This window comes from Candidatus Nitrosopumilus sp. (genome assembly GCF_040878665.1).
In the GTDB taxonomy this organism is placed as follows: Archaea; Thermoproteota; Nitrososphaeria; order Nitrososphaerales; family Nitrosopumilaceae; genus Nitrosopumilus.
Genome location: NZ_JBBDLU010000006.1, coordinates 184,428 through 197,272 on the forward strand (window position 1 = coordinate 184,428; position 12,845 = coordinate 197,272).

At 34.1% G+C, this 12,845-nt stretch carries 17 protein-coding genes and 1 tRNA gene; 15 read left to right on the top strand and 3 right to left on the bottom strand.

Annotated features, from left to right (window positions below):
• Window position 1 precedes the first annotated feature (1 nt).
• From WDZ98_RS05670 to WDZ98_RS05715, 10 genes are all read left to right on the top strand, one after another.
• A complete protein-coding gene (locus WDZ98_RS05670; protein WP_368059105.1) occupies window positions 2-715 on the top strand; it encodes a 30S ribosomal protein S5 in 714 nt (237 codons plus the stop codon).
• Window positions 716-721: 6 nt separating this feature from the next.
• Window positions 722-1,189, top strand: coding sequence for a 50S ribosomal protein L30 (locus tag WDZ98_RS05675; RefSeq protein WP_368059103.1), 468 nt, complete (start codon window positions 722-724; stop codon window positions 1,187-1,189).
• Window position 1,190: 1 nt separating this feature from the next.
• Entirely contained in the window at window positions 1,191-1,616 is a 426-nt protein-coding gene (locus tag WDZ98_RS05680; RefSeq protein WP_368059101.1) for an uL15 family ribosomal protein, read from the top strand.
• Window positions 1,609-3,039 (top strand): preprotein translocase subunit SecY, encoded by a 1,431-nt coding sequence (gene secY, locus WDZ98_RS05685; protein WP_368059099.1) that lies wholly within the window; start codon window positions 1,609-1,611, stop codon window positions 3,037-3,039. Before WDZ98_RS05680 ends, secY begins: the two co-directional genes overlap by 8 nt.
• Window positions 3,017-3,604, top strand: a complete 588-nt coding sequence (locus tag WDZ98_RS05690; RefSeq protein WP_368059097.1) for an adenylate kinase — start codon at window positions 3,017-3,019, stop codon at window positions 3,602-3,604. Before secY ends, WDZ98_RS05690 begins: the two co-directional genes overlap by 23 nt.
• 2 nt (window positions 3,605-3,606) lie before the next feature.
• Entirely contained in the window at window positions 3,607-4,230 is a 624-nt protein-coding gene (locus WDZ98_RS05695) for an EMC3/TMCO1 family protein (RefSeq protein WP_368059095.1), read from the top strand.
• On the top strand, window positions 4,227-4,787 hold the full coding sequence (locus tag WDZ98_RS05700; RefSeq protein WP_368059093.1) for an AAA family ATPase: 561 nt from the start codon (window positions 4,227-4,229) through the stop codon (window positions 4,785-4,787). The genes WDZ98_RS05695 and WDZ98_RS05700 overlap by 4 nt, the downstream gene beginning before the upstream one ends.
• A complete protein-coding gene (locus tag WDZ98_RS05705) occupies window positions 4,784-5,785 on the top strand; it encodes an RNA-guided pseudouridylation complex pseudouridine synthase subunit Cbf5 (RefSeq protein WP_368059091.1) in 1,002 nt (333 codons plus the stop codon). The genes WDZ98_RS05700 and WDZ98_RS05705 overlap by 4 nt, the downstream gene beginning before the upstream one ends.
• The gene (locus tag WDZ98_RS05710) at window positions 5,752-6,258 is read left to right on the top strand and encodes a hypothetical protein (RefSeq protein WP_368059089.1); all 507 of its coding nucleotides are present in this window, start codon (window positions 5,752-5,754) and stop codon (window positions 6,256-6,258) included. The genes WDZ98_RS05705 and WDZ98_RS05710 overlap by 34 nt, the downstream gene beginning before the upstream one ends.
• A 67-nt stretch (window positions 6,259-6,325) precedes the next feature.
• Window positions 6,326-6,423, top strand: a tRNA-Ser gene (locus WDZ98_RS05715).
• Window positions 6,424-6,439: 16 nt separating this feature from the next.
• On the opposite strand, the gene WDZ98_RS05720 is transcribed toward WDZ98_RS05715, so the two are convergent.
• Entirely contained in the window at window positions 6,440-7,750 is a 1,311-nt protein-coding gene (locus tag WDZ98_RS05720) for an NAD(P)/FAD-dependent oxidoreductase (RefSeq protein ID WP_368059087.1), read from the bottom strand.
• 87 nt (window positions 7,751-7,837) lie between these two features.
• Between WDZ98_RS05720 and WDZ98_RS05725 the strand changes: the two genes are divergently transcribed.
• The gene (locus WDZ98_RS05725) at window positions 7,838-8,119 is read left to right on the top strand and encodes a hypothetical protein (RefSeq protein ID WP_368059085.1); all 282 of its coding nucleotides are present in this window, start codon (window positions 7,838-7,840) and stop codon (window positions 8,117-8,119) included.
• 26 nt (window positions 8,120-8,145) lie between these two features.
• A complete protein-coding gene (locus WDZ98_RS05730; RefSeq protein WP_368059083.1) occupies window positions 8,146-8,520 on the top strand; it encodes a ChuX/HutX family heme-like substrate-binding protein in 375 nt (124 codons plus the stop codon).
• A gap of 37 nt (window positions 8,521-8,557) precedes the next feature.
• Here WDZ98_RS05730 and WDZ98_RS05735 read toward each other — a convergent pair whose 3' ends face one another.
• Together WDZ98_RS05735 and WDZ98_RS05740 are read right to left on the bottom strand one after the other, a co-directional pair.
• Window positions 8,558-8,692, bottom strand: coding sequence for a hypothetical protein (locus tag WDZ98_RS05735; RefSeq protein WP_368060938.1), 135 nt, complete (start codon window positions 8,690-8,692; stop codon window positions 8,558-8,560).
• 24 nt (window positions 8,693-8,716) lie between these two features.
• Entirely contained in the window at window positions 8,717-9,685 is a 969-nt protein-coding gene (locus WDZ98_RS05740) for a 2-hydroxyacid dehydrogenase (RefSeq protein ID WP_368059081.1), read from the bottom strand.
• Between the two features lie 53 nt (window positions 9,686-9,738).
• Here WDZ98_RS05740 and WDZ98_RS05745 point away from each other — a divergent pair, with 53 nt between their 5' ends.
• Genes WDZ98_RS05745 through WDZ98_RS05755 form a run of 3 tightly spaced genes read left to right on the top strand, consistent with a single transcriptional unit; the run spans window position 9,739 to window position 12,797 of the window.
• Entirely contained in the window at window positions 9,739-9,885 is a 147-nt protein-coding gene (locus WDZ98_RS05745) for a hypothetical protein (protein ID WP_368059079.1), read from the top strand.
• A 49-nt stretch (window positions 9,886-9,934) separates the two neighbouring features.
• Window positions 9,935-11,845: a 2-oxoacid:ferredoxin oxidoreductase subunit alpha gene (locus WDZ98_RS05750; protein ID WP_368059077.1), complete on the top strand. Its 1,911-nt coding sequence runs from the start codon at window positions 9,935-9,937 to the stop codon at window positions 11,843-11,845.
• A complete protein-coding gene (locus tag WDZ98_RS05755) occupies window positions 11,835-12,797 on the top strand; it encodes a 2-oxoacid:ferredoxin oxidoreductase subunit beta (protein WP_368059075.1) in 963 nt (320 codons plus the stop codon). The genes WDZ98_RS05750 and WDZ98_RS05755 overlap by 11 nt, the downstream gene beginning before the upstream one ends.
• The last annotated feature ends 48 nt before the right edge of the window (window positions 12,798-12,845 follow it).

The following is a 12,845-nucleotide window of genomic DNA, read 5'->3' on the forward strand; positions in this document are numbered from 1 at the left end:
AATGAGTCAAACAGCACAATCTAAAGGAGGTCAACGAGGTCGAGGTCCACCTGTATATGGCGGAGGTCCACCAGGAGGTTCTAAAGGAGGCGATCGTCCAAGACGACCAAGAAGAGAGCCAGACGAAGAAGTTTGGGTTCCAAAAACTATCTTAGGACAAAAAGTTGCGTCAGGTGAAATTTCATCACTTGAAGAAATTATAGAATCAGGATTAAGAATTCAAGAATCAGGAATTATCAAAAAATTATTACCTGATTTGAAAAGTGAAGTCGTTGACGTGGGTATTATTCAAAGAATGACTACAAACGGTCAATCTACTAGATTCAAAGCAATTGTTGCAACTGGAAATGAAAATGGTTATTTGGGAATTGGTCAAGGTAAATCAAAACAAATGAGAATTGCTATTGAAAAAGCAACAAGTCAAGCTTATCTTAACATTCAACCAGTCAAAATGGGATGTGGTAGTTGGGAATGTAGATGTGATCAAAAACATTCTGTTCCATTCAAAGTTAAAGGAAAAGGTGGTAGTGTTACAATTGAAATCATTCCTGCACCTCGTGGATTAGGTCTTGTAGCAGGTGGTAAAATTAAACGATTATTAGAATTAGCTGGTCTTAAAGATGCATGGACCACAGCTAAAGGTTCTACTCCTACAATGAATTCGACTTCAAAAGCAGTATTGGATTGTCTTAGACAGACATTTAGTCAAGGTTGATAAAAAATGGTAAATGCATATCTTGTTGTTAGAATAAAAGGCCAAGCGGATTGTCCTTATTGGGCAACAACTACGATGACGTTGTTAAAATTAGATAAGAAATATCGTGCGACTATTCTACCTGCTAAAGATAATACTTTAGGAATGCTGAGAAAAGTACAACATTATGTGTCTTGGGTTGAACTTGATGCTTCTTTGGCCAAAGAACTAATTGACAAAAAAGCAAGGAAAAGTGGTTATCAAAAAGTCACAGATGATGATCTAAAAAAACTTGGTTTTTCAAATACTGATGAATTAGCAACAGCTTTGGCTGATGGCAAAGTTACACTATCAAAATTAAAACCTCTAAAACCTTGGTTTGCTTTAGCACCACCAAGACTTGGATTCAAAAAAAGTACCAAAAGATTGTATGGACAAAAGGGAATACTAGGACAAAATAAAGAACTTGATGCTATTGTTAGGAGAATGATTTAACATGGCAACTCGATTACGAAAAACTAGACGACTTAGAGGTGGACGACATATGGGATGGGGACAAGTTGGTCAACATCGTGCCAGTGGTCATAAAGGTGGTCTTGGAGTAACTGGTATGAAGAAGCATCATAGGAGTACTATGATAAAAGAAGATCCAGATCATTACGGTCATGATATTCCTAGAACACCTCACGCAAATATTATAAAAAAATGGGCTAGTCTTAGAGATCTAGATGATTTGTTTACCAAGTTTGGTAAAGATGAAGGTGGAAAGAAAGTCCTAGACCTTCAAAGTATGGGATATGATAAACTCCTTGGTGGCGGAAAACTTACTAATGCATATTCCGTCCGAATACAACAATTTACAGCATCTGCTGAAGAGAAACTAAAATCTGTTGGGGGAGAAGTGGTATCTAATAATGGCTGAAGGTAGCGTCACTAATATTATTCGAAAAGTTGTTTTTAAAGCAGAACCTTATCTTCCTCAAGTACCAAAACCTAAGAAAAAAATCCCACTTCCAACTAGATTGTTGTGGTGTGGAATTGCATTGCTTATCTATATGATCATGGGGCAGACTCCATTATTTGGAGCCAGTGCACCTGAGTTTGATTTTCTTGCCTTTGCAAGAGTTATTTTTGCATCACAACAAGGTACCCTAGTAGAATTGGGTATTGGGCCCATAGTTACATCTGGACTCTTGATGCAATTATTGAGAGGTTCAGATATTCTCAAATTTGATTTTAAAAAGCCTGAAGAAAGAGGAATATTTCAGACAGCTACTAAACTAGTAACATATGTCGTAATTGTAGCTGAATCGATTGTATATGCTATTGCAGTTTATGGTCCTGGTATAGGTGAACCATATGTTTTGTATGTGTTGATTGGTCAATTAATGGCAGCGTCTATTATCATTATGTTCTTAGATGAATTAATTCAAAAGGGTTGGGGTCTTGGTAGTGGAATTAGTTTATTCATTATGGCAGGTGTTGCTCAACAGATTCTTTGGAGTTTGTTTAGTCCATTACCTGCTGGTGATGGTGGAACAATTGGAATTATTCCATACATTGGTCAGTCAATAATGGCTGGTGACATGTCTAATGTTTTCTTTCGCTCGAATCAACTCCCAAGCATATTTGGAATATTCCTTACTGCTGGAATATTATTGATACTTGTATTTACACAGGGTATGAAAATTGAGATTCCAATTGTATCTACAAAATACAGAGGATTTTCTGCTGTATATCCTATAAAATTGATGTATGTTTCTAACATTCCTGTCATACTTGCTTCTGCATTAACTGCGAATGCTGTTTTCATATTTCAAATGTTGTGGGCAAACATGAATCCGAGAAATAATAATTTCTTTATGAATTTTATAGCGCAATTTGATCCTACTAGTCCGTCAACTCCTGTTGGTGGTATTATCTACTACATTACTCCTCCTCGAGGTTTAGATGTTGCAGCTTTGGATCCCATGCGTGCTGTAGGTTATGTTTTGTTTATGATTGGAATTGTAATAGTGTTTGGTAGATTATGGGTAGAACTTGGTGGTTTATCCCCAAAGAGCGCTGCTCAGAATTTGCTTGATGCTGATGTACAAATTCCTGGGTTTAGAAGATCAAATGCACCCGTTGAAGCATTGTTAAACAAATACATTCCATCTGTTACTATCATTGGCTCTGCAATACTGGGACTCTTAGCAGGAGTATCTGATGTATTGGGCGTTTTTGGTTCTGGAATCGGAATTTTACTTATGGTAGATATTCTCATCAACTATTACACACAATTAGTGAAAGAACAAGTTGAAGTCTTTATGCCGCGTTTGGGTGCTTTACTTGGCAGAAAATAAAAAAGTTGTAATGATAGGAATTCCTGGAGTTGGAAAAACTACTTTACTTACAAAGATAGTTGAAATTCTAAAAAATAATGGCAAAAATGTTCACATGATAAGCTTTGGAACTTTGATGTTTGAAGTTGCAAAAGCAAATGGTCTAACAGACAGAGATGAACTTAGAAAGCTTCCTGTGTCTGAACAACAACGCCTTCAAAAAGTTGCAGCAGAAAGAATTGCAGCATACAATGAAGAAATAGTAATTATTGATACTCATGCATTTATCAACTCTCCTGAGGGTTACTATCCTGGCTTACCAGAACATGTTCTAAAAATAATTAAACCCACAAACTTTGTTTCTGTTTCAGCAAAACCTGAAGAAATTTACAATAGACGTATGAAAGATGATACTCGAAATAGGGATAAAATCACTCTTCCTAACATTAAAAAAGAATTAGATGTTCAATCAGGCATGATATCTGCTTGCGCTGTACTTACAGGTGCTCCAGTAAGATATGTTCTAAATGGTGAAGGAAAGATTGATGAAGCTGCTAGTAAAGTAATTAGTGCAATAGGACTGTAAAAATGGATTTTAATTTTATTCTTCTCTTCATTGATTCCATTCCTCTACAATTTGATTTTCTTGGTGGTGGATCTCATGTATTAGGCAGTGATGATCCTGTTGTCAAGGGATTGATTGCTTCAATGTTTGCTGTGACTGGTTTTGGAATATTGTTGAATCTTTTCAATGCTTCAGTTAGAAAAAAAATGGTAGATCAGGTCAAACTAAAACGAATAATGAAAGAAACTCGTGCATGGCAAAAAGAAAGAATGTCTGCTATGAGATCTAAAGATCAAGCAAAAGTTGCAGAACTAGGTAAAAAATCCGCTTACATGAACAAAATGTCTATGGAAATGATGCAGATGAACATGAGGCCTATGATGATTACATTTGTTCCTTTAATCTTGATATTTTATTTTGTGTTACCCGTATTGTTTTCATACACTGTTGCAATATCCCCAATACCATTAAATGTAATTCCTGGCGACATGTTCCAATTGACATGTACTGCTGCACAAGCAGCTGATGTAGACCATGTATGTCCTCAAGAAAACTCATTGTATCTTTGGGCTTGGTATTTTCTATCATCTATTGCATTTAGTGGTATCATAATGAGACTAACCAAAACTTCAATGGATCTTAGTTGACAAAATCTATTGTTATCTCTGGTCCTCCTGCAGTAGGTAAGACAACTGTTGCTAAAGGATTGGCAGAAGAATTCAAATTTCAATATTTGAGTGGAGGAGATGTGTTAAAAGAAATGGCAAATGAGCACGGTTTTGATTCTAAAGGTGATGATTGGTGGGATACTAAAGATGGAATGAAATTCCTGAGTCAGCGTGAAGAAAATTCTGAATTCGATAAAAAACTAGATGAAAAGTTGATGACTCTTTTTAATCAGGGAGGAATGGTTATCACGAGTTATACTCTTCCTTGGTTAGTAAAGAATGGAATAAAAATTTGGTTAGAAGGTTCTCATGAAAGTAGTACAAAGAGAATGCAAACTAGAGATAATATGAGTCCTGAAAATGCATATGAAATTACCAAAGAACGATTTGACAAGAATAGAGCGTTATACAAAAAACTATATCATTTTGATTTTGGCGAAGATAAGTCTGTGTTTGATTTGATCATTAACACTGACCATCTTACCGCACAACAAGTAATTGACGTTGCAAAAGAAACTGTGAGGAAATTACTATGACACTTAAACAACTTGAAAATTTAATTGAGATTGATCAAGATGTAACTGATGATGCTTATGGAACTTATTATGATAAAAGAACAATTGAACAATTACTAAACTACGGATTAATCATTTTAGATAAACCTCCTGGCCCGACAAGTCATGAAACTGTGGCTTGGACAAAACGTCTTTTAAAACTTCCAAAGATCGGACATAGTGGAACATTAGATCCTCAAGTCTCTGGAGTTTTACCTTTAGGTTTGGGAGAGGCAACTAAAGCTTTAGGTGTATTACTTTATGGACCAAAAGAATATCATGCTTTAGGAAGGGTGCATTCACTTCCATCAAAAGAAAAACTAAACGAAATCATTGAAATGTTTAGAGGTGAAATCTTTCAAAAACCTCCTCAACGTTCAGCAGTTGTGAGACAAACAAGAACAAGAACCATCTACGAATTTGAATTAATTGAACAAAAGGAAAGACTGCTTTTAACTAGAATTTTATGTGAAGCAGGAACTTACATTCGTAAACTTTACTATGATATTGGAGAAATTCTTGGTCCAGGTGCTACTATGATCGAACTTAGGCGAACTAGAGTTGATCAATTTTATGAACGAGACGGTTTGGTAACTCTCCATGAACTTGCAAATGCATTTGCGTTATGGGAAGAAAAAAAAGATGCTAGTAGATTAATGCAAATGATCAAACCTGTTGAATATGCCCTTAGTGAATTAAAATCCGTGATAATTCGTGATTCTGCAGTTGATGCAATGTGTCATGGTGCACAACTTGCAATACCTGGAATTTTGAAAATCTCTCCAAATTTAAAGAAAGGAGATATTGTTGGAATCTATACGCAGAAAGGTGAAGCTGTTGCATTGGCTGAATCTACCATGTCTGAAGAAGAAATTAGAGATGCAACAAAAGGATATGCATTTCAAACACAACGAATTATCATGGCTCCAAATACATATCCAAAAAAATGGAGAACAAAGCCAACTCCTCCCAAGGATTAAAGAATGAAGAAATTATTTTAAAAGAATTGTTAGCAAAAAGTCTTGTTGTTTTCATTGGAGTTGGTGTTGTTTCTGGATTTATTTTTGGTGCTTATTTGATAGATGTAAAAAATACAACACAATTAATTTTTGTTGACGGACCATCAATTTCTATAGTTACTGAAAAGTCTGATTTCAAAAAAGATGAATTAATTCAAATTCATATTGTGAATTCTGGAACTATGCCATTAACTTTTTCTGACGATTCATATGGTTTGAAAATTACTGGCTTGTCTGGCATTCTGATATATTCTCCTAATGCTACTGGATCACCTTCAAATCTTGCTCCTGGAAATGAAATCATTTTTTCGTGGAATCAAATTAAAAACGATGGGAATGCATCTTTGGAAGGACTCTACAAAATCTCTGCAAAAGGAATTGATAATGATGGAAATGTTGTGGAAAAATTCACAACTATTACTATTTTGAAGTAGTTTTTTCATTTACAAGTGACATAATTTATAATCGCATTTTATCGAGTACACTTGTCGCAAGACTTGTGCCGGGGTCGCCTAGCCTGGTAGGGCGCGCGCCTGGAAATAATTTACCATAAAGCGCGTTCTCGCAAGGGAACGGGAGTTCAAATCTCCCTCCCGGCGCCTTATATTGTAATTCTTACAGATCTAATTTTTCTATAATATCTGAAAACTTCCATGGGCCACATTGTATATCTTGTTCTTCACTCTTGAACAACTCTGTTTTGTTTAGATGATCTACAATGTGTGCTGAAAATGGTAATGCCCCTGTAGCGCCTGGTGAATTGTAATTTAGAATATGAAATGACATCTCATCGTCTACTAGAATTACATCTGGTACAAACTTTCCATTTTCATCGATAACTGATGATCTTATGCCTGCAGTACCTTTTTGTGTAAATTTTTCTGCATCAATTTTTGGTAAGAATTTTTTTACTCTGTCAATCATTGCTGATTTTGACATCGATGAATGTATTTCGTTGATTGCAAGCTCTTGAAATTGTCTGTCAAAAATTGTTTTTCGTGCACCTGAACCTAGCATTTCAAGCATTTTTGGAATGAATTCTTTGATGTTTTCTGATTTGCCATATCCATGTGGACTAAATACTGGAACTGCGTTTGGTCCTATCTCACAACTACCGTCTACCCTAATTATCCAATGAGGATCTAAAAATGGATATTCTGGAAATTCTGGTACAGAATACACACTTGATTTCGTTAGATTGTTGTACTCTCTCGGTGCTTTCCAATACTCTCCTCTAAAATGTACATCTGTGAATTTTGTTGCAACATCTATTTCATGGGCAATATCAATTGCTTCTCCCCCTGCTGTATTGATTAGATATTTTGCATTAATTTTATTCTCTCCATTCAGTGTTATTGCCCACTTGTCGTTTTCTTTTTTTATGTTAGTAACTTTGGTATTCAACAAAAATTTTGTACCGTTTTTTTGACTATCTTTCATTAACGAATTAGTAAATATGGAATAATCTGTTGAAGCATCTCTGTAAACATATAGAGCAGATTTACATTTTACTTCTGGCTCTATTTTTTTTAATTCATCATCACTCATTAATTTTATGTCTTTTTCATTTAGGCCATTCTCTTTTCCCCATTTAAGATATTTTTCAAGAACTTTGATTCCTTTTTCATCTAATGCAACTTCAATCACTCCATCTTTTTTGAACGGTAAATTTTTTACATTTGCATATTTTTCCCACATCTCATAACCATGAAACGCCGATTTTGCAAACAGTTTCTTCTTTTCAGGATTGTATAGATATGGTGCATGTACCTTTCCTGTGTTTCGTCCACTTGTGTGAAACGCGACGCTATGTGCTTGTTCTATCACTGCAATTTTTTTTGATTTATTTAGAAATGACAAAAAATATGAAATTGAAGTTCCAAGAATTCCTCCACCGATAATTACCATGTCAAAATTTTGTGTCATAAGATAACAATGCTGATTCCATTTAGTTGATAATAAATTGAATCCAAGATAATCAAGATTAATATCTAATAAAATACACTTCAACACATGTTACCTGATAAGTGTTCAGTTACTGAAGAAGGAAAACAATGTGTTAACCCTCCCGAATTCATCGTATCTGTTATTTCGGGTAGTGATGAATACATGGTAGGATTAACATGCCAAAAACATAAACAAATTGTATCTGGTAAAATAGGACTTCTACAGAATGAAGGTAAACTTCATGATGGAAAAATTAGTTTTTCACCTGTAAAAGCCGTTGGAACTGATTGTATTCATGGAGATATTGATGATTTTGTCCAAATTGACATGAATCGTTCAAAAAACTGAAATAATTTTGATTTTAATGTTGATTATTGCTTTTAGAATTATTATCCGATTTAATCAAAATTGATGATATTTTACTTATTATAAAAAACAACGGAGCCATAAGCGAGATTAAAAGTAATCATCTTAATATCAAACAAAAAGAAAAATGGATAACCTTAGGTGATAATGATGGTCCCGCACACATGCATATTGATTCTGATTTGATAAATTATGCAGAATTCATACAAGAAGAAAAACCTGAGAGAATTAGTTTTAGTGTATGTTTTTACAATAAAAACGGAGATCGAATTCTTGCAGCATTTTTTACAAAAATGTATGATGATTCTAAAATTCTTATTTCAGAAAGAAAAAAAATCTATGACGAATTAAACCACAAATATGGTTCTAAAATTCAATTTTAAAAAAAACCTTGTCTGAAAAAGACAAGGAGAAAAAATATTATTCTTGAAATTCTTTCTTCTTCTTTTCTTTTTCAGATTGTTGTTTAGCTAATTCTAATTCTTCGTTTGTATGTTTGAATTTTTTCAATCTAACGTCAATTTGTAATTTAGATATAAAAACTGCACATTTCATGGTGTACAAACTTGAGCGTGAAAATCAATACCCTACTGAATAAGTTGGTTTTTTTTGATTCATTCCTAAAATCAAATTCTTTACAGTAATTTCTGCCATCTTAATCCTTGTTTCTTTCGTTGAACTTCCTATGTGTGGAGCCAGAACTATGTTTTGTAATTTTGTTAGTGGATGGTTTTTCTTTATTGGTTCTGATTCAAATACATCCAAACCTGCTCCTGAAATAATTTTTTTCCTTAAAGCAATCGTCAGATCTTTTTCATTAACTACTTTTCCCCTTGAAGTATTGATTAAAAATGCTGATTTTTTCATTTTTTTAAAAATTTCCATGTTAAACAAATGATTTGTTTCTTTTGTATGGGGAACATGAATTGATATAAAATCACTTTGGCTAACAAGTTTTTCAAATGATACGTATTTTGCATTTAGTGCATTTTCTTTTGATTTTGAAACGTGTTTTCTATTATGATATAATATTTTCATATCAAATGCTTTTGCTCTCTTGGCAAGTGTTCCTCCAATTCTTCCTAGTCCTAAAATCCCAATTGTTTTACCTTGAAGATCAATTCCAACATAATCTGATGCGCCAAAGATCTCTTTCCATTTCCCCTCTCGAATAATTCTATCTCCTTCTGAAATTCTTCTTGATATGTCAAGTAGTAATGAAAATGCTAAATCTGCGGTTGCATCTGTTAGCACTTCTGGTGTATACCCGACACGAATTTTCTTCTTCTTGGCATATTTTGTATCTATATGATCAAAACCAACACTATACGTACTAATGACTTTTAGATTCTTTGCGCATTCTATTGTTTCTTTATTGATTATATCATATGGGAAACAAATGAGACCTTCTATTTCTTTAATTTTTGATCGCAATTTTGTTACTGGTATTGGGATTTTCCCAGAATGAATCTCAACTTGATATTTTTCTTTTAATATTTTTAGTGCAAAATCTTGTAAAGTCCTTGTAAGAAACACTCTCTTTTTCATCACTATTGAAATTCATCTCAAACCATTTATACGATTTCTTTCTAAATTACTCAGTGTCTTCAAAAGTCAAAGAGGAAGAAGAATTTGCTATTTGTGTAGAATGTGGAAATTCAATTGAAAAATGTGGTTGTGTATGTCCTTATTGTGGTGAACGTGATAAATGTGAATGTGCATTGTTTGATGCAGCTACTGGTGGTTAGGAGAAATATACCGTAATACTATTAAAATTCAAGAAATGAGTGAATGCCTATGAGTTCTGTGGATTTTTCTTGGCTAATTGGTGGTCCTCAAGGAAGTGGCATTGAATCTGGTGCAAACATATTTTCAAAAGTTTGCGCAGAAATGGGCTATCAAATTTTTGGCAAAAGAGAATTCTATTCTAATATCAAAGGTGAGCATAGTTATTTCACTGTAAGAGTTGCCGATAAAAAAATTCATTCAAACGTAAATGACGTGACATTGATGGCATCATTTGACGCAGAAACCATTTTTCGTCATTTTGATGAGGTAGTATCTGGTGGGGGAATAATATATGATTCTGATTTGGGGGAAACCACAACAGATGCTGTTCACACTCTTGATGCACCGTTTAAAGAAAGATTACATAAAGAACTAGAATCAAAAAATAAACCGTTTACAGTATCTGGTGTCTTGGAAATTGCAAAAGAAAATGGCGTCAAATTATTTCCTGTATCTTTTAAATTTCTTCTTGAATCGCTTTCTGAAGAAACTGAAAACCCTAGATTAAAGGGATTAGTCAGAATGTTTAATGTTATTGGAGTGTCGTTATCTTTAGGATTGGTTAAAATGCCTCCTGACTCTTTACAAAAAACAATAGAAACCATTTTTTCCAAAAAACCAGAAATAGCAAAAATCAATCAACAAACTGCAAATTATTCATATAACTATGCATCTGCAAAATTTGAAAGTTTTAATCATACATTACCTGGAATTGAAAAAGAACCTAGAACTCTTTTGATTCAAGGGTTTCAAGGAACAGCTTTAGGAAAAATGGCATGTGGGTGCAGACTGCAACCTTATTATCCAATCACTCCTGCTTCTGATGAATCAGTATATCTAGAATCAAATGAAATTTTAGAAATAATTGACGAAAGACCAGGTTCTACTGCTGTAATTCAAACGGAGGATGAAATCTGTGCAATGGGAATGACTATTGGTGCTGCATTAACTGGAACACGCTCTGCAACATGTACTTCTGGTCCTGGATTTGCATTAATGACTGAAATGTTAGGTTGGGCTGGAATGAATGAAGTACCTGTTGTTATTACAAACTATCAAAGAAGTGGACCTTCCACTGGTCTTCCAACTAGACATGGTCAAGACGATTTACTTTTTTCAGTATATGCTGGACATGGAGACTTTCCCAAAATTGTTTATGCTTCAGGTGATGTTGAAGAGAGTTTCTATGATACTGGAAATTGTTTTAATTATGCAGATGTCTTTCAGGTTCCAGTTATTCACATGATGGACAAGTTCCATGCAAGTTCGATAATTACCTGCAAAAGATTTGATCCTCAAAAAATAGTAATCAACAGAGGTAAGCTCTTAGAAAAAGTAGATGATGGTTATAGAAGATTTGAATTTACTGATGATGGTGTATCTCCTCGTTCTAGATTAGGATTAGATAATGGAATTTTTTGGAATACCGGTGATGAATCTGATGAATTTGGTCATATTACTGAAGATCCAATTTTACGTGTAAAAATGATGGATAAAAGAATGTCTCGTCTAGATTTGATTCTTAAAAATATTCCTGTTGAAGAACAGGTTGTATCTTTTGGTGTTAAAGAATACACTATAGTTTCATGGGGTTCTACAATAGGTCCAGTTAGAGATGCACTTGATCTATTGAAAAAAGAGGGAATCTCTATTGGATTAATACAATTAAAATTACTAAATCCTTTTCCAGGCGATTATGTTAGTTCTCTATTCAAAGATGTTAAAACCATAATTGATGTTGAAGCAAATTATTCAGGACAACTAGGAAAACTATTCAAACAAAATACTGGTCGTGATATTGACTACTTCATCTTAAAATATACTGGACGTGCTATGACTAGTACTGAGGTTTATGATTCACTTAAGAAAATTGTTCAGAATAAAGCAAACAAACGGGAGATTTTAATGCATGGCGCTTAAACTAGCTGACTACAAAACAGATGTCCATAATGATTGGTGTCCTGGATGTGGGGATTTTGGAATAGTCAATGCTATTCAGATGGCATTAGCTGAGATGGGAATAGAACGTGATAAGGCTGTAATGTTTTCAGGAATTGGTTGTTCTGGCAAAACATCTCACTTTATCAATACTTATGGTGTTCATACACTACATGGACGGGTTTTGACATTTGCACAAGGTGCAAAGATTGCAAATCCAGAGTTAACTGTTGTTGCAGTTGGCGGTGATGGTGATGGTCTAGGAATTGGTGCTGGTCATTTTGTTGCTGCTGGAAGACGAAATGTGGATATGACTTACATAATTTTTGATAATGGTGTTTACGGTTTAACAAAAGGACAAGCATCTCCTACCTTGAAACTTGGAGAAAAAACAAAATCACTACCCACTCCAAATACAAATTCTAATGTTAATCCAATTGGTTTAGCAATTGCAAGTGGTTTTACATTTGTAGCTCGTGGATATTCTTATGACGTAAGACATCTCAAAGATTTGATAATTCAAGCAGTTAAACACAAAGGTCTTTCATTTCTTGATGTTTTACAGCCTTGTCCTACATACAATGATTTGAATACTAGAGATTGGTATGCTGGAATTGATTTAGTTGACGAAGCTCAAAAGAGACATTCTAGAATCTATAAATTGGAAGAACAGGGATTTGAACCAGTAGTACATTATGATTCAGAACCTGAAGTAAATGAAAAACTATCTCAAGCATTAATTAAATCTCTTGAATGGGGGGATAAAATCCCAATAGGAGTCTTTTACAAAAATCCATTAGTTTCTACTTATACTCAACGATTACAAGATAAGATTCCAAATTATTTCGAAAATCCACCTGCAAAACAAAACATATCTAAAAATGGTCACTCAAACACTGACATTTCAAGTATATTGGATTCTTTAGAAGTGTAAATTGTTGCCTTGAACCTAATAAGTTATAGGCAAGTTTCGTAGAATGTT